This window comes from Paenibacillus sp. UMB7766-LJ446 (genome assembly GCF_030226665.1).
Classification (GTDB): Bacteria; Bacillota; Bacilli; order Paenibacillales; family Paenibacillaceae; genus Paenibacillus; species Paenibacillus vandeheii.
This window is the reverse complement of the sequence record NZ_JASOYM010000003.1, coordinates 215,906-239,223: the sequence shown is the minus strand read 5'-3', so window position 1 is coordinate 239,223 and position 23,318 is coordinate 215,906. Positions and strand designations below refer to the sequence as shown.

The window sequence follows — 23,318 nt, the reverse complement described above, 5'->3', positions numbered from 1 at the left end:
ACACTACATATCGTAGTGTTAATGACAATAATAAAAGTAATAGTCCGTGTGAGTATGAAGTGTTTTTTTTGCCTCCGATCCTTACGTAAAAAAGAACATACCTTTTACACTACACATTATAGTGTATAAAACGCAACGAGTGCAATCTGCGACGGTGTAAACACAAAAAAGACCCTCCTTGGAAAAGCAGGGAGAGTCTTCGTAAAAGCTTTTTGAACTAGATACTACATACGACCGTATGGAGAAAACATCAGGCTAATCATTCCAATGATCGTTCCGCCGATCAAGCGATATAACATATAAAATAAAACAACGTTGGCAATCAGCACGCTGTACATGCTGTCGATGGCTGCCTTGGTACGATTAAGCGGATACTGGAACAGCACCGCGTTAAGAGATACAAAGATAATTACATATGAAACAACAAGGAAGAAGATGGCGATGGAATACGAGATAACAATAAACAGGTTCGCCAGAACAAGCGACGCTATAGCAGGTACGAGTAATGTACCGAACTGGGCAACCAGTATTTTGGGACGAAACGTTATTTTTTCAATCTTCAATATGGCATAGATCAATGCGACAGCTACGACCAGAGAAATGGCGGTGAACAGCAACGGTCTGATAAACCCGCCAATGAACAATCCGTCCATTTCCATCCGGCTAAATGTGATCAAAACGTATGTAGAGGATAGAACTGCGATCAGAGCCATCGTAATCCAACCATTAAGTGAATGCTGTTCTCCAACGGTTTTCATGGTTTGATAAGGACGGGTGAGAACGCTAAGGAAATAGGATAGATACTGTTTGCTTACTTCTTTGGCTTGCTGAACTTTCTCATTTTGTACGATGTTGTTCCACTGATTGGTGTTGTTGTCTTCCGAAGACGTATGGCCGTCTGTGCTGGAAGAGTCAGATACGTGCTGTACAGGTCTGGGAGGAGAAGGTGTGCTGGATGAAACGGGAGTATGGGACGGTGCCGCCTGTGTGCTGGACCAACGGGTATATTCAGGTTCGGCAGCAGCAGAATGTTGATCCTGAGAAGTATTTGTATTAGGGGAGGAAGGGGTTAGATTAGAGCCGCACCTCTCGCAAAAACTGGCATTTCCATTTTCATGATTACATACTGGGCATTTCATGACATGAGCCTCCAATTTCATTAATTAAGATCATATAGACATTTTGTCTCATTTTAACGTTTGATGACGAAGTTTGTCTATGTTTTCAAAGGAAATAGTATCCGGTATTTTCCATATGAGTATGCGGCTAAACTGGTCCCTTATTTTCATATTGACATAAGTAAACGCTGGAATTATGATGTCATTACCGAAATTGATAATCATTATCATAAAATGAACGTTAATCCAAGCTTTGTACTCATCGACATAATATGTGCGGTGTACGTATAGGCAAATCAGTTTAACCAATAAGGAGTGTATCGTGTTGAAAAAAATATTGGCATTGCCGGCTGTTGTGCTGGCAACTTCGGTTTTACTCGCCGCTTGCGGCAACAATGAAGCAGCTTCGGACAAGCAGGGAGAAACGCCTGTTGCTCAAAGCGGAAATCAAACTTCCACAGAAACTGCAGTTGCAGCAGATCAGGAAGCGTCCGGGAACGATTATACAACCGCAGTGGATGGCTATCGCGCATTTGCAATCGAGCAGATTGATGAATTCGTGAAGCAAACGGAGAAGTTCACGGATGCAGTGAAAGCCGGTAATCTGGAGACTGCCAAATCATTATATGCACCAGCTCGTATGTATTATGAACGAATTGAACCGGTAGCCGAGGCGCTTGGGGATCTGGACCCGAATATCGACGCGCGTGACGGAGATGTGGAGGCAGCCGATTGGCGCGGATTCCACCGGATTGAGAAAGCACTTTGGGAAGATAAGACGACCGAAGGCATGACTGAGTTTGCGGATGCCTTGTTGAGTGATGCGAAGCTGCTGCGTGCCAAAGTTGAGACGATGGACATTGATGCAAGCCTGATGGTAACGGGTGCGGTAGAACTGCTGAATGAGGTTTCCTCCAGCAAGGTAACCGGTGAAGAGGAACGTTATTCCCATACGGATTTGTATGATTTTGCAGCAAATGTAGAGGGAGCACGCGAGATTTATAACCTGCTCAAGGATGATCTGGCTGCCAGGGACAAAGATCTGAATCAACAGATTGCGGACCGATTCGATGCACTCGAGAAAGAGCTTGCTCCATTCAAGGATGGAGACGGGTATGTTTCCTATGAGAAGCTGAAGGATGAGGACGTGAAAAAACTGAGCCAGAACCTGGATGCATTGGCCGAGCCACTGTCGAACATGGGACAGGTACTGGGAGTGTAGAACGATGACCGAGCAGAAAAAGGATTCGCTGAAAAAGCCGTTGTCACGGCGTGAAATGCTGAAGCTGACCGGTGTGGCCGGACTGGGTCTGCTCTTGGGTGGAGGCGGTGCTAGTGGTCTGATGGCGCTGGGCCGCAAAAGCAGTCCGGCGACATTGGGTGTGGACGTGAACACGCCGGACAAGGCACTGCCCTTCTATGGCAAGCACCAGGCGGGCATTATTACCCCGGCTCAGGATTTCATCTGCTTTGCCGCCTTTGATGTAACGGCGGGAAGTGCGGATGACCTTCGCCGCCTGTTCAAGAACTGGACGGCGGCTGCCGCTGCCATGGCCGCCGGAGAGATGATCGGCGAACATAATACAACGCTGAATACGCCGCCCACCGATACGGGTGAAGCGGCAGGCCTGACACCGTCACGAACTACGTTGACGTTTGGTGTGGGGCCCTCTTTGTTTGACGGGCGCTTCGGGCTGCAGGGCCGGAAGCCCAAGGGCCTGCGCGATCTCCCGGCATTCACCGGAGATGCGCTGGACCCGCAGTGGTGTGGTGGCGACCTGTGCGTACAAGTCTGCGCAGACGATATGCAGGTCGCCTTCCATGCCATCCGCAATCTCGCGCGCATCGCTCGCGGGCATGCGGTATTGCGCTGGACGCAGGAAGGCTTCCAGCGCACGGGCCGAGCTGACCCTGCGGGTGGAACACCGCGCAACTTGCTCGGCTTCAAGGATGGCACCGGCAATCCGGATACAACGGATGCGGTGCTGATGGACCAGACCGTCTGGGCGCAGCCGGCTGACGGTCCGGGGTGGATGGCCGGTGGCAGCTATATGGCCGTCCGCCGGGTTCGCATGCGTGTGGAGGTGTGGGACCGCTCCACACTGAAAGATCAGGAGGCGACTTTTGGACGCCACCGGGACAGCGGAGCGCCGCTCGGCAGCCGCGGCGAGTTCGATCCGGTAGATCTGAAGGCCAAATCCGCAGATGGACAGCCTGTCATTCCGGCAACGTCACATCTGCGTCTAGCGAAGGGTGATGGCAGCCAGCAGATTTTACGCCGCTCCTACTCGTATTCGAGTGGACTCGATGCCAAGACCGGACAGCTGGATGCAGGCTTGCTGTTCATTAGTTATCAACGGGATCTGGACAAGCAGTTTATTCCGATTCAGGAACGGCTGGCAAAGAACGATAAGCTGAACGAATATACCGTGCACACAGGCAGTGCTGTATTTGCCTGTTTCCCTGGGACTACCAATGGCGGATATATTGGGGACACCTTAATTTAATAAATAGCTATATAGATTGAACTAAACATTTACACGAGAACGTAGGGGACAGAAATAACCTGAAGAAGCGGAGCGTTCGCCTGAAAGCTTTCTGAAAGAAAGCTGCATCGGAAGCATACGCTTATCCCCGGATTTTTCCCGTTGAAAAATAGAAATAAAAAAATCTGGGGATAACGGCGATCGGAAGGTTGTTCTGTCATCGAAGTGGCAAGTGTAAATATTCTTTTGTTCAATTTATATAGATGGCAATGAACGGTTTCAGAGGAATGGGGAGGATGAAATGATGGGCAGGATCACAGAGCGGAAGGCGCAAAAGCGGCAGTACAAAGGAGGGCTTATGCGATCCTTGCTGATGCTGCTGGTGTTCCTGATGGTGGGGTCCGGGGTGATTCGTTTACTGGGTGTCCCACACGCTTCTGCCGAGGGGCTGCAAAACCATGAACTGTCTGTGCAAAAGCAACTGGATGGTCTATTGCCGCCTGTGGGCAGCGCCTTGGTTGAAGCGGGACAAGGCAAGCTGGCAGAAGCCACGAAGGACGTTGCCGAATTCCGGCAACTGTGGGATAGTGCCAGCACGTTGGAGCCGGAGCAGAACGCAGATCAGGTTGACACGGCCGTAAGTAGTGTAGGCGATGCCTTGTCCAAAGCGGAACAGGCACTGTCTGGCAATGATTCTGATGCAGCCAAGAAAGCGCTGGCCAATCTGGCCCGTGCGACCAATCAGTATATTGAGGCGTTTCAGGGTGCGGAAGAGAGCAGTGGCGCAGGCCGTAAAGCAGCCGAAAAGCTATTGCCGGATGCACGTAAAAGCTTGAGTGCAATGGAACAGGGTGACTGGACACAGGCAGAGCTTGCCTATAAACGGATCGTTACAGCCTGGAAAAGCACCGAAGCTCCGATCCGTCAGGATAATTTTGGTGTATACAGCCAGTTGGAGAAAGACATCAGCCTGGTTCGTATATCCATGCAGGCGGAGCCACGCAAGGAAGAGCAGGCAACAGAGCGTATGCAGGATCTGGTTACGTTGCTTACAGACTACAGTGCAGGGACGCTCAAGGAAGGGGAAGTTGAGGATGCGACGGCATCGTCAGGTGCTTCTTCATTGTCCGACCTGCTGAAATTGTTGGAGCAAATCCAGCAGCAAATTCAGGCGGGGGACACCACTTCTGCTGCAACGGGGTTGGAGCAGTTCATTGTGGCCTGGCCTTTGGTTGAAGGTCAGGTACAGATATCATCTCCGGCCTCATATACGGCCATTGAGAATGAAATGGCGGAAGCATCCGGATACGTTGTCTCGAACCCGCCAAACACGGCGAAGGCAGCCGAGATTGTATCCCGAATGATCAATCGTCTGGAGCCGTTAACGGCTAGCACCTCATATACGGCATGGGACGCGGCTTTGATCCTGCTTCGCGAAGGATTGGAGGCTATTCTGGTACTGGCTGCATTGCTAGCTTATGCCAAGAAGAGTGGAGAGTCTGCGGCCCGGCGCTGGATCTGGGCTGGAGCGGGTAGTGGTCTGCTGCTCAGCGCGGCGCTGGCCATTGTACTGTCGCTGACCCTGGCTGTGGCATCTTCGGGCAGCACACGGGAGATGATTGAGGGGTATACAGGGCTTGCAGCGGTTGTACTGATGTTGACGGTTGGACAATGGATGCATAGCAAATCGAATACCCGCTCCTGGAATAGCTATGTACAGCGACAGGTAGGCGGTGCACTGGCCCGGGGCAGTCTGTGGTCTCTCTTCGCTGTGGCGGGCCTCGCCATATTGCGTGAAGGTGCGGAGACAGCAATCTTTTATATCGGTATGGCGCCTGCAATTGAGACCTCGCAGATGTTGATTGGTATGGGAGCAGCGTTGCTCATCCTGATTATATTGGCTGTGGCGATCATTCAGTTCAGTGTACGTCTGCCTGTACGTTGGTTCTTCCTGACCGCTACGCTGCTGATTTATTATCTGGTCTTTCGATTCCTTGGTGAGAGCATTCATTCCCTTCAAGTCTCGGCAACGCTTGGTGCGCATGTCGCACCGAGTCTGCCGACGATTGGCTGGCTTGGCATGTATCCGACATGGGAGACATTCATCCCACAATTCGTTGTGCTGATTTTGATGATCTTCAACCTGATTCGTACGGAGGTACGTTCAGCGAAAGGAGCAGTCAGGGCATCCGTGTAACACGGAGCTGCAGATCCAGATCAGATCAACTGCGTCCTATTTGCGCCATATCATGAGTACACCATACAAAGGGCATCTATAAGTTCCTATAAAAAAGCCGTATCCTTCACGATCCATCGACGTGAAAGATACGGCTATTTATTTTTCAGGGGTCAATGAGATCAATTAAACGGTCTGTGGGTTGGCCCTCACGAGCGCAGGCGTGGACTCCCGTATGATCGGTTTGGTCACGATATGCGAGACCTGATAAGGCTGTGACGGATTGTCAATCCGGGATAACAGCATCTCCGCAGCCTTGATACCCATCTCGTTGCTGTAAATATGAACAGTCGTTAATGCAGGCTCAATAATTCGGGATTCAGGCGCGTTATCGAATCCGCATATGACAATATCCTGTGGTACGTTAACATTCCTCATTCTCAACGCCCTGATCAACTCAACTGCGATAAAGTCGTTGGCGCATACGTACGCATCAGGCAACGACTTCAGCTCTGCCACTCGCTCGTTCATCCAACCGGGCTTCGAGAAGAACAGGCGGTCATCATCCACAATGCATTGGGATAGATCGACCTGCAACCCCGCTTCCAGCATGGCCCGGTGATATCCTACCCAACGTTCATTGAAGCTTTTGCAATGATTGTAATCCCCGGCAAATCCAATATCTTTACAGCCGCTATCAATTAATTGTCGGGTTAATTGATATGTGCTGTGCTCGTTCTCCATCAACAGTAAGTCTGCGTGGAATTCCGGATAACATACGTTGGAAGCGCAGTCGATAAAGATCGTGGGAATTCCAAGATCAGTAATAAGCTGAGTATATTTCAAGTCGAATAACTCAATGCAAATGATGCCGTCCACGTTGGAAATATCAAAATTGTTGGGAAGTGTAAGCGAATCCTGATCGATCTCACGCACGATGTGGATGGAAAGATTGTACCCCTCTGCGCTGATTCTTTTCTCCAGACCACTGATCAACAACGAACCAAAGTGGGATGTATTGGGCAGATTTTCTGTTAACAGGGCAATATTGCCAGGGGTCTTGGTTACAACATACTCACTTTCCATATAAGCGAACTGTTTATATTTAAGTTCAATTGCTTTTTTAATTACACGATTACGTGTCTCATCAGGGATATTTCCGCTATCATTCAAGGCTTTGGAAGCCGTATTCCGAGAAATGCCCAAGGCATCCGCGATGTCCTGAATCGTGACTTTTTCTTTTGCCATTTAGTGCTTCACCTCTAATGATCAAATGGTCGTCCGCATTCTTATCTAAGTCAAATGTATAATAGATCGGAACAAATAGCAATCTCAATTTTACATATGCACAATTTACTTTACATTTATAAGTCGGATGATGCAGGTCTTTTATGTAGTCAGAAATCCCATTACAAATGATGATCAAGACGAAATGTCCTACTAACTATAACGATAAACGCAAATTAAAGAGGCTTGAATAAACGTTATATATGCAATTTAGTACACACTCAGAACTCAGTAAATATGCAAAATGTTATCAAATGCACAATTATTTTTTACATAATGTATTGACTAATGCCTAGATTACCTGCTAAATTGTAAATTATTAAATGAGCAATTGTAAATATTGAAAGCCCTTACTGCAAACAATTGTCAACTTCAGGAATGAACGGAGGTCATGTGTTGGATAACACGGTGGATACCCAAAAGGGTAAAGGAAGGGCGTTGAAAGAAAGGACAGCAACCGGCCATAGGATGCAGCAGTTCAAAAAGAATTATTTTTTGTATTTGTTACTCGCGCCAGCTCTGATCCTGACCCTTATCTTCAAATACATCCCGATGTACGGAGCCATTATCGCATTTAAGGATTTTAGTCCGATTAAAGGCATCATGGGCAGTGAATGGGTAGGCTTGAAGCATTTTGAGAAGTTTTTGGCTTCGCCTAATTTTGACGTCATTTTTATGAATACGCTTAAACTCAGCTTTTTTGGATTGATATTCAGCTTTCCGGTGCCCATTTTGCTTGCTCTCATGCTGAATCAGGTACGTAAAGCCGGTGTGAAGAAAAATATTCAATTGTTTCTGTATGCCCCGAACTTCATATCGGTTGTTGTCGTTGTGGGTATGCTGTTCATCTTTCTATCCCCAACAGGGCCGGTTAACCAATTCGCCACTTGGATTACCGGTCAACCGATCATGTTCATGTCCGAGCCTGAATATTTCCGCTGGATATACATTTTGTCGGATATTTGGACCGGAGCCGGTTGGGCTTCCATCATCTATGTCGCGGCTTTGGCCAATGTCGATCCGGAACTTCACAATGCGGCCAATCTGGATGGAGCGAATCTCATTCAGCGTATTCGCCACATCGATCTTCCGACGATTCGTCCGATTATGGCCATCGTATTTATTCTTGCCGCTGGTGGGATCATGTCCATTGGATTTGAGAAAGCCTACCTAATGCAGACGTCCATGAACTTGCCTTCCTCCGAGATCATTGCCACGTATGTCTACAAGGTGGGCTTGCAGTCCGGAGATTACGCATACTCTGCGGCGGTCGGATTGTTCAACTCGGTCATCAATGTGATATTGCTGGTTACGGTGAATCTGATCGTGAAGAAATTAAATGAAGGCGAAGGCCTCTATTAGGAAAGGAGTGTTACCCATGGTAGTCAAACATACGGGACTGGATCGTCTGATCCTCGCACTGAACGCGATCTTTCTTACCTGTGCTGTACTGGTTGTGGTTGTCCCCTTGATTTATATCGTTGTGGCCTCATTCATGGACCCGACCGTGCTGCTAAATCGCGGGCTGTCCTTCAATGTATCGGACTGGAGTCTGGATGGATATCAGATGATTTTGTCCAATCCGGCCATGATTCGAGGGTTTGCGAATGCGGTGCTGTACTCGGTTTCCTTTGCACTCGTGACGGTGACCGTCTCGATATTTGCAGGCTATGCACTGTCTGACGAAAGGCTGGCAGGGCGAGGGTTTTTCATGATTATATTTATCATTACGATGTTCTTCGGTGGCGGATTGATCCCTACCTATCTGCTTGTTCGCAATCTCGGCATGCTGGACACGGTGTGGGCCATTATTATTCCAGGTGCAGTCAACGTCTGGAACATCATTCTCTCCAGAACCTTTTTCAAAGGCGTACCGCGAGAACTGAAAGAAGCAGCCAATGTGGATGGCGCCTCCGAGATGAAGATTTTTTTCCAAATCGTTATTCCCTTGTCCAAACCCATTATTTTTGTACTCGCATTGTACGCGTTTGTAGGGCAGTGGAATTCCTATTTTGACGCCATGATCTATCTGGATAATCCCAACCTCCATCCGTTACAGCTCGTACTGCGCTCCATTCTGATTCAGAATCAGGCTGCACCAGGCATGATCAGTGATCAGCTTGCGATGGCGGAACTGAAACGGCTTTCAGAAATGATCAAATATTCAGCCATTGTCATTTCGAGTCTGCCACTCATCATCATGTATCCGTTCTTTCAGAAATATTTCGAAAAAGGTGTCATGGTAGGTTCACTCAAATAGTGAGCAGCCCTGAAATACAGCCAAGTTTCGTCCCAACACAATCCACGGAGGTCATTATCATGAAAAAAGTGAATAAGTCCAGAAAAGCCGCTACAACGGCATCCATCTCCATGCTGTCTGCCATGCTCCTGCTCTCGGCATGTGGTGGGGGTGGAGGTGGAGGTGGTGCAGCTAGTGAAGCCCAGTCCCCTGATGGCAAAGTGACATTGAATTTTATAACACAGAGTTCTCCGCTGGCCCCCGCTGATCCGAACGAGAAGTTGATTAACAAGAGACTTGAAGAGAAGACCAATGTGCATATCAACTGGAAAAACTATACGAGTGATGTGTTTGCGGAAAAAAGAAACCTGGCGGTAGCCAGTGGTGATTTGCCGGATGCCATTTTTGACGCAGGTTATGGAGATTATGATCTTCTGAAACTCGCGAAGGATGGAGCCATCATTCCACTGGAGGACATGATTGAGCAATACATGCCGAACCTGCAAAAGGTGCTGGAGGAAGCTCCCGAATACAAGAGCATGATTACGGCTCCAGACGGACATATTTATTCCTTCCCCTGGATTGAGGAGCTCGGAAGTGGCAAGCAGCGGATACAGGCGGTGGATGACTTGCCTTGGATCAACGTGGAGTGGCTGAACAAGCTTGGACTGAAGATGCCAACGACAACCGAAGAACTGAAACAAGTACTGATTGCGTTCAAAACCCAGGACCCCAACGGCAATGGCAAGGCCGACGAAATTCCGTTGTCCTTCATTAACAAGCCGGGCGGAGAAGATCTAACCTTTTTATTTGCGGCATTTGGACTCGGGGAGAACTGGGACCACACCGTGGTAACCAACGATGGAAAAGTGGTCTTTACTGCAGCGGATGAAGGCTACAAGGAAGCGGTCAAATACATTCACGAACTGGTTCAGGAAGGTCTGGTGGATGTGGAAGCGTATCAGCAGGATTGGAATACCTATCTGGCCAAGGGTAAAGACAACAAATATGGCATGTACTTCACTTGGGATAAGGCCAACATTACAGGCATGAATGATACCTATGATATTCTGCCTCCGGTTGCCGGGCCCAATGGAGAGATTAATGTTGCACGTACGAACGGTATAGGTCTCGACCGGGGACGCATGGTTGTTACGAGCAGCAATAAAAATCTGGAATCCACAGCGAAGTGGGTGGACCAATTGTACGACCCGCTCCAATCCGTACAGAACAACTGGGGAACTTATGGCGATGAGACGCAGCAGAATATTTTTGAATTGGATGAAGCCAAGGGCATGCTAAAGCATCTTCCGCTGGAAGGCGCTGCACCCGTTGAGCTCAGACAGAAAACGAGCATTGCAGGTCCGCTTGCCATTCTCGACAGCTACTATGACAAATACACGACTAAACCGGAAGATGCCGCATGGCGTATGGAGCTGCTCGACAAATATATGGTTCCACATATGAAAGCGGAAAACGTGTATCCAAGCGTGTTTTTCTCAATCGATGAACTCGACCGCCTCTCCACCATTGAGACAGATCTGTTCGCTTATGTGCTGCGTATGCGCACGGAATGGTATCAGAACGGGAAGATCGAGCAGGAGTGGGATGCTTATCTGAAAGAGCTGGATCGTCTTGGACTGCAAGAATGGCTTCAGATTAAACAAGCGGGATATGACCGCAATACTAAATAAAACAAACTGGATGAGGAGACTCTGCATTCTGCCATACATAGCCTCAGATTGCGGAGCGAAGCAAAGTCTCCTCTTCAACGGTTTGATCCAAAGGAGTAAACCATAATGTCTACAATCTCAACATCCGATTACCGGGGAATCTATCACTTCTCACCTAAGGAGAAGTGGATGAATGACCCCAATGGCATGGTGTTTTTCAAAGGCGAGTACCACTTGTTCTACCAGCATCATCCGTTTGGCACAACATGGGGACCTATGCATTGGGGACACGCGGTAACCAGGGACTTGGTTACTTGGGAAGAGCTGCCTATAGCTTTGGCGCCGGATGAACATGGCATGATATTCTCCGGCAGCGCTGTGGTGGATTGGAACAATACGTCCGGATTCTTTGATGATGAGCCAGGACTGGTGGCTATTTTCACCCATCATCAGGAGGTACCAGACCATCATCCGGTTCAGCGACAAAGCCTCGCTTATAGCAAGGACAGCGGCAGAACATGGATTAAGTACGAGGGCAATCCGGTACTGGAGCATGAGTCGTTCGTGGATTTCCGTGATCCCAAAGTTTTCTGGCATGAGCAGACCAAAGAATGGATTATGATTATTGCCTGTGGTCAAACGGTATGTCTGTACCATTCTCCCGATCTGAAGGACTGGACTCTGGGCAGTGAGTTCGGCACAGGAATCGGTTCGCATGATGGCGTCTGGGAGTGTCCTGATCTGTTCCCGCTGACTGTGGATGGAGATACGAGTCAGGAGAAATGGGTAATGCTCGTCAGCATTGGTGCAGATCCAGCCTTCAAGGAAGGCTCTAGAACGCAGTACTTCACTGGAGATTTTAATGGCACTACATTTGTTCCTGATGAAGCTTCCCATACCGTTCGCTGGCTTGACTATGGTCGGGATAACTACGCAGGGGTCAGTTGGTCCGACATTCCGGCAGAAGACGGCCGACGCCTGTTTATGGGTTGGATGAGTAACTGGATGTATGCCAACCAGACGCCAACCGAAGACTACCGCGGCGCGATGACTATCGTGAGAGAGCTGACATTGGAGACAAGGAACAGTAAAGTCGTGCTGATTCAGCGACCTGCGCGCGAGTTGGAACAGTTCCGCACGTCAGTATTATCCCTACAGGATGCTTCCATCAGCCAGATGAGTGAGCTGTTGAGCACTTTGCGCCTTGTAAATTATGAGATTCATGCGGAATGGGCTTCTGACCAATCTGTTCATTTTGCATTACGAAGTGGCATGGACTACGTAACGCTCGTAGGTGTGGATGCTAACCGGAATGAAGTGTATATCGATAGAAGTCGATCAGGCGTCGGCAGTTTCCATGAACATTTCCTGGGTCGCCATGGAGCTGAATTGAAAGCAGACGACGGCAAACAACATCTGCGTATCTTTGTGGATTACTCATCTGTAGAGGTATTTGCCAATGACGGGCAGGCGGTTATTACCGATCTGATCTATCCGGATGCGGGTTCCAAAGGTATCTCTGTGCAGTCCGGAAACAAGGATTTAGTATTTTCTTCGCTTCATATCTACGAACTATCCCCCATCCGAACTGAAGGTCAATCGGAATGAGCGCGGGGGGACAGTAAGATGCGTATAGGAGCCATAGAAGCGGGTGGAACGAAGTTTGTATGTGGTGTCGGTAACGAGCACGGGGAAATTGAAGGTCGGTGCAGCTTTCCAACGGAACATCCGGAGATCACACTGGCGAAGGTCATCGACTATTTCAGGGATAAAGGAGTGGCGGCGATTGGGATCGGTTCCTTTGGTCCAATTGATCTGCAACCGGATAGCCCCACCTATGGTTACATTACGACAACGCCCAAGCCAGGGTGGGAAAACTGCAATGTTATTGGAACATTGAAGCGCGAATTCCCGATCCCCTTTGGATGGGACACGGATGTGAATGCAGCGGCCCTTGGAGAAGTCACTTGGGGTGCAGCACAGGGACTGGACAACTGTGCGTATTATACGATCGGCACAGGTGTTGGGATTGGACTTGTAGCGGGAGGTAAACGTGTGCATGGATTGTTGCATCCAGAGGGTGGACACATCCGGACGAGACGACATCCGGAGGATCATTTTGCCGGATTATGCCCGTATCATGGCGATTGCCTGGAAGGGATGGCTGCGGGGCCAGCCATTCAGGCCCGCTGGCAGAGCCCTGGTAGCGAGCTGCCGCCAGACCACCCGGCATGGGAGATCGAATCCTTTTACATCGCGGAGTCCATCACGACGGCCATTCTGCTTCATTCTCCGCAAAAGGTGATCCTGGGCGGTGGTGTGATGCAGCAAAATCATCTGTTTCCCATGATCCGAGAGCAGGTCGCACGGAACCTGAACGGGTATGTGAATGCAGCTCCAATAACGCAACATATCGACCAATATATTGTCCAGCCGGGATTGGGCCAGCACGCAGGACTATGCGGTGCTCTCGCATTGGGTCTGGAGGCACTGGAACGTGTCACGTCATAGTGTTTGATCCCCATTGAGATGTCCCAGAAGGGACGGATGCAGGTTCACTTATTTTGCTAAGAGACTGCACCGTCCTTTGTGGGATTTTTTTGTCTCATCTACTACTACGAAAAGAGGGAATGCTCATGAAATTTATGTTCCGAACCATCGGTTGTGTTCTATTATCTTGTTTCCTTGGATCTTCTTCTGCTGGGGCCTATTCCACAGCAGCTGTTATGGAGACAAATGCCTCGCAAAGGAGGGAGCAGACCTCCGAGGGCTCAGTGAAACAACACGAGGAGGCGGTTCATATGTTAACCAAAGTGTCCAAGGCAGCAACAAATTTGTCGGATTGGACATTGCAGGGCAAAGGCAGTATGGAAGACACGGATGAGGGGCTACGTCTGGCTTCCGATGCCGGGGAGAATGTGATGGCCATATCGGCCACACGAGCCGATAATTTTATCTATGAAGCGGATTTGATGATTCAGGATATGAAAGCGGATACGAGCCTTATTTTTCGATCCAATGATACAGGCTGGTCTTCATATATGCTGCAAGTGGTTCCTCAAGCTGGTGTAATCCGTCTAAGAGATGCCAGTGGACAGCCGGGAACGTTAAATGTAGAACATAAAGCAAACCTGGAATCTGGAGGCATCTATCATCTGAAGGTCAAAGTGGACGGGGAGCGCCTTCAGGTCTATTGGGATAATCGGTATGACCCGGTGATTGATGTGAAGGACAGTGCGTACTCGACAGGAAAATTGGGGCTGCACGTTTGGGATGGGTCTGCTTTGTTCCAGAATGTGCAGGTTAGCATCATGAATGGCAACATGGGCAAACCGATTAGAAGCGTAGGTGAATGGCAGCCGGATTTGAAGGGCTATAGAGGGAAAGGAAACGCCCAGGGAAAAGGAAGAGTTATTTACGAGAAAGCGGCGTCTGATTTTGTATATGAAGGAAATATATCTCTGGCTAATGCAAGTACCTCAGCAGCGCTGTTATTCAGGGCGAGTACAGATGGAGCGAGGGGATATGAAGCAGCCCTGATCAGGGAAGGTGAAGAAGTTCGGGTGCAGCTTCGAAAAACGGACGGAACCGTACTCGCCAGCTCGAATCGCAAGGTTCCAAGTCAACTGGGTGCAAGGCATCACATTGAAGTTATAGCCTCAGGTAGCTTAATTCAGGTCTATGTGGATGGATACAAGCCTGCCGCTGTTGAGGTCACAGATAAAAGCTACGCTAATGGAAATATCGGACTAGTCGTTCAACAAGGCATGGCTTATTTTCAGGATATCTATGTGACGGAGGAGTCGGTGTACTACAAGGAGAACTATCGTCCCCAGTACCATTATTCTCCGATTCGGGGATCGGCAAGTGATCCGAACGGGTTGGTCTATTATGAAGGAGAATATCATCTGTTTCATCAGGATGGAGGCACCTGGGCTCATGCAGTCAGTTCTGATCTCATAAATTGGAAGCGTTTACCCATCACCTTGCCTTGGAATGATCAGGGTCATGTATGGTCGGGATCAGCGATTGCTGATCTGAATAATACATCGGGTCTGTTCACGGATTCGGGTGGAAAAGGTCTGATTGCGCACTACACATCCTATCATCCGGATAGACCTGGTGGTAATCAACGCATCGGCCTTGCTTACAGCACCGATCAAGGACGGAACTGGCAATACGCTGAAGATCGTCCCATTGTCATTGAGAACCCTGGCAAGAATGGTGATGATCCGGGAAGCTGGGATTTCCGCGATCCGAAGGTTGTTCGGGATGAAGATCATAACCGCTGGATAATGGTCGTGTCTGGAGGGGATCACATTCGGTTCTTTACTTCAACGAATCTGCTCGATTGGACCTTAACCGATAACTTCGGATATGGCGAGTACGTTCGTGGTGGTGTATGGGAGTGTCCTGATCTCATCCAGCTGCCTGTAGATGGAACAGGTCAACGTAAGTGGGTGCTTATGATTAGTACAGGAGCCAATCCGAAGACCCAAGGCTCTGATGCGGAATATTTTGTAGGCGAGCTGACAGCTGAAGGGAAATTCCTGAACGATCATCCGGTTGGACAGGTGTTGAGAACGGACTTTGGTAAAGAGTTCTACGCATCAATGTCCTTTGCAAATATGCCCGATCAACGGAAAGTGATGCTTGCATGGATGACGAACTGGGATTATCCGTTTGAATTTCCAACCTCCTCTTGGAAAGGGCAACTGACCATACCGAGAGAAGTCTCCCTTCGAACCACGGATGAAGGAGTGCGTTTGGTACAAACACCAATCACTGAGCTCCAAACGCTGCGGTATAACCTGTATAGTGCACAACAAATGATGATTGGACCAAAATCAAAAAATCCGCTGGATGGCCTAACAGCGGGGGCGTATGAAATTGAAGCTGAAGTGGAAATTCCGGCTAATAGCCCTGTAACCGAGTTTGGTTTTCAACTGCGTCAAAGAGAAGGGCAGAAAACCATAGTAGGATACAAGGTGGATCAGCAGAACATGTTCGTGGATCGCACCAGCTCGGGTGACGTGAGCTTCTCCGACTTGTTCACCAAGGTCCATGAGGCCCCGTTACAACCGGAAAATCAAAAGGTGAAGCTACGTATATTTGTGGATGAATCCTCTGTTGAAGTTTTCGGCAATGATGGCAAGGTTGTCTTCTCAGATGTCATTTTTCCAGATCCGGCGGGAAGAGCAATGGCTTTTTATAGCCTTGGTGGGGAAGTGAAGGTGAGCTCCATGAAGGTGTACGCCTTGGACAACATTTGGAGAACGAGCCCATCCCCTAAGACTCAAATTATTGCAGATGTGCAAAGTAGGACGGTAAATATAGGGCAGACGCAAACGCTGTACGCCACGGTGGAAGGCAGACCCGGAACAGATGTAACTCCAGCGTTGAAATGGAAGGTAAGCAATCCTAAAGTGGTGCAAATCGTTCATTCTGACAAAACGAAAGCGACGGTTCGAGCTGTGGGTGGAGGTGAAGCAGTTGTAACGGCATCAACGGCAGATGGCAAAGCTTTTGCCGAAATACCGATTACGGTATCCAGTGGCACATTCCACACCAACTTGTCTGGTTGGAAGTCGGATAAATCAACTGCCGAGTGGCTTGTTGCCAAACAAGGCATACAGAGCAACTATAGTGGAGATACACAGTATATCGCACAGGAAACGGCAGGCGATTTTCAATATGATGCTGATCTGACGCTAGGCACTCAGGGGGGAGCGGGGTCTATTGTATTCCGTGCAAGCGAGGATGGTCGAAACGGCTACTACTTGAATATTGACCCGAATCTGAAGTCCATCCGATTATTTTATAAAGTGAATGGGAAATTCGAAAATCGGCAGGTGCTTGCTCAAATCCCGAAATTCATCCGTAAGGATCATACGTATCACATCAAAATTCAGGCGGATGGTCCGCGAATTCAGATTGATGTGGACGGAGAACGAATCATAGATCTTCAGGATGGAACGTTTGCCGAAGGACATTTCGGTGTTCATGTATTTGGTGGAAGTGCCTCCTTTCAGAATGTGAATGCAACCCATACGAAGACAGCAGATCTGGAGCAGGTGATGATTCGTAACGCAGGACGTTCCGTTGTGATGCACGCTGTTCCATCTGAAGGAGGAGAAGTGATAAAGGTTACTGACGAGGCAGAGAATACAAGTAGAAGTTTCAAATGGGTGCTTGTACCTACAGGCGATGATTCCGGCTCATACTCCATTCGAACCTTGAGCGGGATGTCTCTGGATTGGGATGTAGGACAGAATCGCATTCAACTCTACTCGTACCTTGGTTATGCGAATCAACGCTGGAATATTTCAAAAAATGAGGACGGGACAATGCGCATTACAAGTGCACATAACGGGCACGCACTCGGCGTATCTGAGGATGGATCAGAGCTGGTGATAGGTGAGCCCCATCAAGAGAGCGAGTATCAAAGATGGGTTTTTAAGCAACAATAATAGAGAAAAGGGATATAGGTATCGCCAAGCATGCTCACTTTGAAAACGTATGAATTGTTTTCACTAGTTTTATACCTATCGTTCGCTTTTATGTGTTATTTTTATGTTAACTATATCTTTTGGGTTGCCTAAAATCGTAGATATATGTATAATCAATCGTGTTAACACGTCGAACGTACGGTAGTAAATGATGTGGGTGAGTTCATGGAACTGCTGGACAGCAATGAGAGTAAGAAGAAGATGTGCCAGTATTATAACGAAATTTCGAAGGAACTGTTCGGCTTTGGGACCACTCTCCTGAGAGTGACCATTGATCAGAACATCGTGACCTTCTACGCGAAGCACCGCCGTTCACCGCGCTCTGACGCCCTGGAAGGGGAGGCCCCCGGCTTGAAGCTGGAAGTGGACTTCCGTATGTCTGTCTTGTATAAGAAGAAATTCAGGGAGAAGTTGGAGCAGCACATGGGTTTGCCAATCGAAGCTGTATTACGGGATTATGATGCGTCCACGCAGTGGGCCATTACGAATGTGATTTTGGAACAAGCATAGGATGGATCGACAGGTTCGATTCATGCGTTGCGCACGGTTCTAGTCCATCATTCGGATTCCGAACAATTTCATATGATGGCGTCTGTCTTCGGATTGATTCTGGAGCAGAAACCGATGATGTACCGGCAGCGGGTGTCGCTTTCCTTTGTTTACGAAGAAAAGTGTTCTTGTTTATACAAGAATGCTTTTCTTTTTGTTTTTTTTAATACACATCACACATATCAGGGGGAATCAGGATCATGATGAAGAAGTGGATTAGCGGTTTGGCGGCAGTGGCAATGACATCGGTATTACTTGCAGGGTGCGGCAGCAGTACAGAGGACGCTACAGGCGGATCAGTAAGCGGAGGTACGGCGCCAACCAAGCTGGTCATCTCCACTTGGGGGTTCTCTGAAGATTTCTTCAATGAAGAAGTATTTGGTCCTTTTGAAAAAGAACATAATGTAGACATCGTGCTTGAAGTGGGTAACAACGCTGAGCGTTTGAATAAAATCCGCCAGGGTACGTCCAATGTCGATGTAATCTACTTGTCTGATTACTATGCACAGCAAGGCATTGATGAAGGTTTATTTGAGAAAATTGACCGCTCCAAAATTCCGAATGTGAACGATATTTATGATATTGCCAAAGCACCGCTTGGCGAAGATTACGGCCCTGCCTACACGGTGGGACAGCTCGGAATCGCTTATAACCCGGACCTCGTTTCCAAAGAAGTCACTTCATGGGCGGATCTGTGGGACCCGGCGTTTGCCAATAACCTGACGATTCCAAACATTACGGCAACAGCAGGACCAATGGTATTGGATGCTGCTTCACGCGTAGCCGGAAACGACACGTTTAATGAAGATGCTGCATTTGCGGAACTGAAAAAATTAAGCGGCAACGTGGTTAAATTCTACACGCAAACTTCCGAGTTCGTGAACATGTTCTCCCAGGAAGAGATTGCTGGCGGACCGATTATGGAGATGTACTTCAAGGATCTGAAAGCGGCAGTGCCGAATGCGAAGTTTGTTACACCTAGCGAAGGTGCATATGCAGTTATGAATACGATCAACGTCGTGAAAGGCAGCAAGAACAAAGAACTCGCTGAAGAATTCATCAACTGGCAGCTAAGCCAGGATGTACAAGCCAAATCCGCTAAAGCCAAAGTGGATTCCCCGGTAAATACCAAGGTTGAATTGAGTGCCGAAGAAGCTGAGGGCGTAACGTATGGCGCAGACGTGGTTGGCAAGCTGAACAAGCTGGATATGGAATTTGTGAATCAACAGGCCAAAGCATGGACAGATCGTTGGAACCGTGAGATTGCACAATAAGCATAATCAACGTTTGAACGATAAGGTTGATCCGCAGTAATGATATCGATTGAGCTCGACAAATAACATTTGCAGCAAGCAATCATTTAACGGCAGAGGAGTTGGGAATGCATGAGTGAAACAGGAAATCGCATCATTCTGGATGTGGATACCGGTATAGATGACGCGCTGGCGATCTTGCTGGCCGTCAAGAGTCGGAAGCTGGACATTCTCGGAATTACCACGGTCTGTGGGAACGTATCGCTCCAGCAGGCAACGGATAACACATGCAAAATACTCGAATTGGTGGGAGCACCTTCCATTCCGGTCATTGCCGGAGCGGCTGGCCCACTCACACGCAAGTCTCATTATGAGCACCGGGTTCACGGACAAGACGGATTGGGTGGTGCGCTGCCTGATCCGGCCGTATCCAAGCAGGCGGATGAAGGCTTTGCCCCGGACTTTATCATTGAACAGGCGAAGTTATACCCAGGCGAATTGACACTGATTATGACCGCGCCGTTAACGAATCTCGCGCTGGCTCTGATGAAGTGTCCTGAACTGCCTACATTATTGAAGGAAGTCATCTTCATGGGTGGCGTCGTTCGTGGACATGGCAATGTTACACCTACTGCGGAGTACAACACGTACGCCGATCCCGAAGCCGCACGCATTGTACTGCATGCAGGTTTCCAGAAGCTCACGCAGGTTGGCTTGGATGTTACCCGTCAAACGCTGCTGAATGAAGAAGCCATCCGGCGATTGACTGATCCCGTGCTTCGCGATTATGTGGCACAGAGCACCGAGATTTACATCAATCGTTACGAAGAAATGAACGGCATCCGAGCTTGTGCTCTGCATGATCCACTGGCAGTGGGCGTTGCACTTGCCCCGGAACTGGTTGGACGCAAATCATATTACGTCGATGTAGAGACAGCCAGCCGCCTGTGCGATGGTCAGATGGTGTGTGACTTCCAAAACCGTTTGGGCGAACAGTCTAACACTCTGGTATGTGAAACGGTAGACGCCGAAGCTTTCCTTGAACTGTTTATCAACGCGTTAAATGCGTAGCTATGACCGTTAAATTCATTTTTTACACAAGAACGAAGTGACAGAAGAAAGCTGTAGAAGCGAAGCGCTCGCCTTTATCCCCGGATTTTACCCTTTAATTAAAGGATCGAAAAAATCTGGGGATAACAGCGATCGAAAGATTCTTCTGGCACGGAGTGAGATAGTGTAAAGTTGTGATTTTAACATGTGAATAAAACCATTTTATAAGTCAGGAGTACCGCGATGAAGAAATCAGTATACTGGCTATTGCTGCCAGGATTCATATTTTTGGCGGCATTTATGATCATTCCGATTGTCCTGACGATCGGATCGACATTTTTTCAGGAGAACTCCTTCACATTTGAAGGATACATGCATTTTTTCAGAGACCCTTACTTTTTGAAAATATTGCTTACGACGCTGCAAGTCAGCGTGGTCACCACCATCGTCTGCGTGGTGCTCGGATTCCCGACAGCTTATTATATTTCACGGAAAGCGCCGCGCCGCAAAGGCATTCTGCTCGCGCTGGCCATCTTCCCGCTGCTAACAAGCCCGGTTGTGCGCTCGTTTAGCTGGATGATTATTCTCGGACGCAAAGGGCTGATCAACAACGCCCTCGTTGGACTGGGGATCGTGGACAAGCCGCTGGATATTCTGTATACGCCGGCTGCCATGATGATTGGTTTGACCCATCTGTTCCTGCCACTCATGATCATTTCCCTGGTCGGTGTGCTTGAGAACATTGATGGTGATCTGCTCAAGGCGGCACAGAGCCTGGGTGCATCACGCTTCACGGCATTCCGCCGGGTGGTATTCCCGCTGGCCGTGCCAGGGCTTGTGATCGGAGCCGTACTTGTTTTTGTCGGAAGCCTGACGGCTTATACGACGCCTGCACTTTTGGGAGGCAAACAGCGCGTCATTGCGACGTTCCTCTATCAGAACGCTATGACCCTGAACGACTGGTATCTGGCCTCGGTCGTTGCCGCGATTATGATTGTCATTACATTTGTCGTGGTCGGTGTCATGAACAAAATGGCCAAAACTTTAAATCCGAAGGGGTAGACATATGCGGGAGAAACATATCGGGCTGGGCCTGTTCAGTCTGCTGGTCTTTATCTTTCTGCTGGGCCCGCTTCTGATCATCTCGGTGACTTCGTTTGAACCGGGGACGGTACTCAAATTTCCGCCGGAGGGCTTCTCCCTCCGCTGGTACGAAAATATTTTTAACACAGGCGGTTTCCTTCGCACGTTCCAGACGTCCATCATCATTTCCCTGCTGGGAAATTTGCTGGCGTTGTTGCTCGGGGTTCCGGCTGCGTATGCACTTAGTCGTTACGATTTCAAAGGCAAGTCGGTGCTGAATGCATTGTTCCTGTCCCCGGTACTCATTCCGGGAATCGTGCTTGGTTTTACTTTGATGAAATACCTGATCGTGATCTATCACCTGCCGATGTATCTGGGTCTGCTGATTGGTCACACCATTATTATGCTGCCATTTATCATTCGCGTTATCGCATCGAGTCTGTCGAGCTTTGATTTTGCAGTGGAAGAAGCGGCCCTGAGTCTCGGCGCGGGACGGGTTAGAACGTTCTTCCAGATCGTGCTGCCCAACATTCGTTCCGGTATTCTCGCGGCGGTGCTGATTGCGTTTCTGGAGTCGTTCAACAACGTGGACATTTCCGTGTTTATGACCGGACCGGGGGTAAGCACATTGCCCATTCAGATGCTGACCTATGTGGAAAATTATTTTGACCCAACCATTGCAGCGATTTCCGTACTGTTGATGGTATTGACTGGACTTTTAATGTTCGTGATCGAACGGATCATGGGCGGATTCTCATACTTTACTAAACGTTAATTGGAGGCGCAGAACGCTATGGCATTGCTGACATTGGATCGCGTATCGGTGGCTTACGATAACCAGACGATCCTGAAGGATTTTCAATTGGAGCTGGAAAAAGGTAAGCTGCTCTCCCTGCTCGGACCGAGCGGTTGCGGCAAAACAACTACGCTGCGCCTCATCGCCGGATTCCTGGAAGCAACAGAGGGCAAGTTTATGTTCGGCGGCAAGGATTATACAAAAGTTCCGGTAAATAAGCGGAATTTCGGATTTGTATTTCAGAGTTATGCGCTATTCCCGCATCTGTCTGTCTATGACAACGTAGCCTTCGGCCTGCGGATGCGCAAGGTGAAAGACAAGGATATCTCGTCACGTGTGATGCGCATCCTTGAGGTGGTTAACCTGAACGGGTTTGAGAAACGTTTTCCAACAGAACTGTCTGGTGGTCAGCGTCAGCGTGTGGCAATTGCCCGCGCACTGGTCATTGAACCGGATTTGCTATTGTTCGATGAACCGCTCAGTAACCTGGATGCCAACCTGAGACTCAATATGCGGGTGGAGATTCGCCGCATTCAGCAGGAACTGGGCATTACGACGCTTTATGTCTCTCATGATCAGGAGGAGTGCTTCTCCATCTCCGATCAGGTAGCGATTATGAACAAAGGCGTTGTCGAGCAGCTCGACCGCCCGGAGACGATTTTTAAATACCCGGCAACGGAGTTTGTAGCCCAATTTATTGGATTCCACAATTTTATTGAATTCGCAGAGCGCAGTGATGCAGGAGAGGTGATCACGCTGAAAGCGGGTGGTCGCTTGTTCACGGCAACTGCGCATCCCGGAACGGCACGTCCCGGTGCACGCAAAGGTGCGATTCGCCCGGATGATCTGATGGTTAGTGGAGATACCTCTGGGGACATGGCAAATGCATTGCCAGGGATTATCAAAGTAAGCACGTACCTTGGACGCAGTTATCAGTACGTCATCGAGACAGAACTTGGCGACTTCACAGCCAATCAGGAGATGGAGACACCTTATCTCAGTGGACAGCGGGTGAATCTGATTTTCCCGCAGGATAAGCTTGTCCTTGTGGAATAGCAGCAGGAAGCAGAAGCAGAAGCAGTAAAAGAGGCGTTTTATC

General features: G+C 48.8%; 17 protein-coding genes. 15 read left to right on the top strand and 2 right to left on the bottom strand.

From position 1 onward, the window contains the following. Positions 1–224: 224 nt before the first annotated feature. The gene (locus QP794_RS09155) at positions 225–1,139 is read right to left on the bottom strand and encodes a hypothetical protein (RefSeq protein ID WP_285075913.1); all 915 of its coding nucleotides are present in this window, start codon (positions 1,137–1,139) and stop codon (positions 225–227) included. A 304-nt stretch (positions 1,140–1,443) separates the two neighbouring features. Here QP794_RS09155 and efeO point away from each other — a divergent pair, with 304 nt between their 5' ends. From efeO to QP794_RS09140, 3 genes are all read left to right on the top strand, one after another. Further along, positions 1,444–2,340: an iron uptake system protein EfeO gene (gene efeO, locus QP794_RS09150; protein ID WP_285075912.1), complete on the top strand. Its 897-nt coding sequence runs from the start codon at positions 1,444–1,446 to the stop codon at positions 2,338–2,340. A gap of 4 nt (positions 2,341–2,344) precedes the next feature. Beyond that, a complete protein-coding gene (gene efeB / locus QP794_RS09145; protein ID WP_285075911.1) occupies positions 2,345–3,625 on the top strand; it encodes an iron uptake transporter deferrochelatase/peroxidase subunit in 1,281 nt (426 codons plus the stop codon). A gap of 280 nt (positions 3,626–3,905) precedes the next feature. Beyond that, the gene (locus tag QP794_RS09140) at positions 3,906–5,801 is read left to right on the top strand and encodes an FTR1 family iron permease (protein WP_285075910.1); all 1,896 of its coding nucleotides are present in this window, start codon (positions 3,906–3,908) and stop codon (positions 5,799–5,801) included. A gap of 165 nt (positions 5,802–5,966) precedes the next feature. Here the strand turns inward: QP794_RS09140 and QP794_RS09135 are convergent, their stop codons facing one another. Beyond that, positions 5,967–7,028 carry a LacI family DNA-binding transcriptional regulator gene (locus QP794_RS09135; RefSeq protein ID WP_285075909.1) on the bottom strand — a complete coding sequence of 354 codons (1,062 nt, stop codon included), beginning with the start codon at positions 7,026–7,028 and terminating at the stop codon, positions 5,967–5,969. Positions 7,029–7,535: 507 nt separating this feature from the next. Between QP794_RS09135 and QP794_RS09130 the strand changes: the two genes are divergently transcribed. The 12 genes from QP794_RS09130 to QP794_RS09075 all read left to right on the top strand — a co-directional run bounded on the left by QP794_RS09130 (position 7,536) and on the right by QP794_RS09075 (position 23,275). Further along, on the top strand, positions 7,536–8,429 hold the full coding sequence (locus QP794_RS09130) for an ABC transporter permease (protein ID WP_256984842.1): 894 nt from the start codon (positions 7,536–7,538) through the stop codon (positions 8,427–8,429). A gap of 16 nt (positions 8,430–8,445) precedes the next feature. Next, positions 8,446–9,327: a carbohydrate ABC transporter permease gene (locus tag QP794_RS09125; RefSeq protein WP_024632860.1), complete on the top strand. Its 882-nt coding sequence runs from the start codon at positions 8,446–8,448 to the stop codon at positions 9,325–9,327. 59 nt (positions 9,328–9,386) lie between these two features. Next, positions 9,387–11,000, top strand: coding sequence for an ABC transporter substrate-binding protein (locus QP794_RS09120; protein WP_285075908.1), 1,614 nt, complete (start codon positions 9,387–9,389; stop codon positions 10,998–11,000). A 105-nt stretch (positions 11,001–11,105) separates the two neighbouring features. Then, positions 11,106–12,587 (top strand): glycoside hydrolase family 32 protein, encoded by a 1,482-nt coding sequence (locus tag QP794_RS09115; RefSeq protein WP_285075907.1) that lies wholly within the window; start codon positions 11,106–11,108, stop codon positions 12,585–12,587. A gap of 18 nt (positions 12,588–12,605) precedes the next feature. Beyond that, the gene (locus tag QP794_RS09110) at positions 12,606–13,490 is read left to right on the top strand and encodes an ROK family protein (protein WP_285075906.1); all 885 of its coding nucleotides are present in this window, start codon (positions 12,606–12,608) and stop codon (positions 13,488–13,490) included. A 290-nt stretch (positions 13,491–13,780) separates the two neighbouring features. Further along, positions 13,781–17,449 carry a GH32 C-terminal domain-containing protein gene (locus tag QP794_RS09105; RefSeq protein ID WP_285075905.1) on the top strand — a complete coding sequence of 1,223 codons (3,669 nt, stop codon included), beginning with the start codon at positions 13,781–13,783 and terminating at the stop codon, positions 17,447–17,449. A 204-nt stretch (positions 17,450–17,653) separates the two neighbouring features. Next, on the top strand, positions 17,654–17,998 hold the full coding sequence (locus QP794_RS09100; protein WP_024632855.1) for a Na-translocating system protein MpsC family protein: 345 nt from the start codon (positions 17,654–17,656) through the stop codon (positions 17,996–17,998). Positions 17,999–18,240: 242 nt separating this feature from the next. Then, the gene (locus QP794_RS09095; RefSeq protein WP_285076460.1) at positions 18,241–19,311 is read left to right on the top strand and encodes an ABC transporter substrate-binding protein; all 1,071 of its coding nucleotides are present in this window, start codon (positions 18,241–18,243) and stop codon (positions 19,309–19,311) included. Positions 19,312–19,422: 111 nt separating this feature from the next. Beyond that, the gene (locus tag QP794_RS09090) at positions 19,423–20,361 is read left to right on the top strand and encodes a nucleoside hydrolase (protein WP_285075904.1); all 939 of its coding nucleotides are present in this window, start codon (positions 19,423–19,425) and stop codon (positions 20,359–20,361) included. Positions 20,362–20,583: 222 nt separating this feature from the next. Next, complete coding sequence (locus QP794_RS09085; protein WP_024632852.1) at positions 20,584–21,402, top strand: ABC transporter permease; 819 nt, start codon at positions 20,584–20,586, stop codon at positions 21,400–21,402. Between the two features lie 4 nt (positions 21,403–21,406). After that, positions 21,407–22,198 (top strand): ABC transporter permease, encoded by a 792-nt coding sequence (locus tag QP794_RS09080; RefSeq protein WP_024632851.1) that lies wholly within the window; start codon positions 21,407–21,409, stop codon positions 22,196–22,198. Between the two features lie 18 nt (positions 22,199–22,216). Continuing rightward, positions 22,217–23,275 (top strand): ABC transporter ATP-binding protein, encoded by a 1,059-nt coding sequence (locus QP794_RS09075; protein ID WP_285075903.1) that lies wholly within the window; start codon positions 22,217–22,219, stop codon positions 23,273–23,275. Positions 23,276–23,318: the final 43 nt, after the last annotated feature.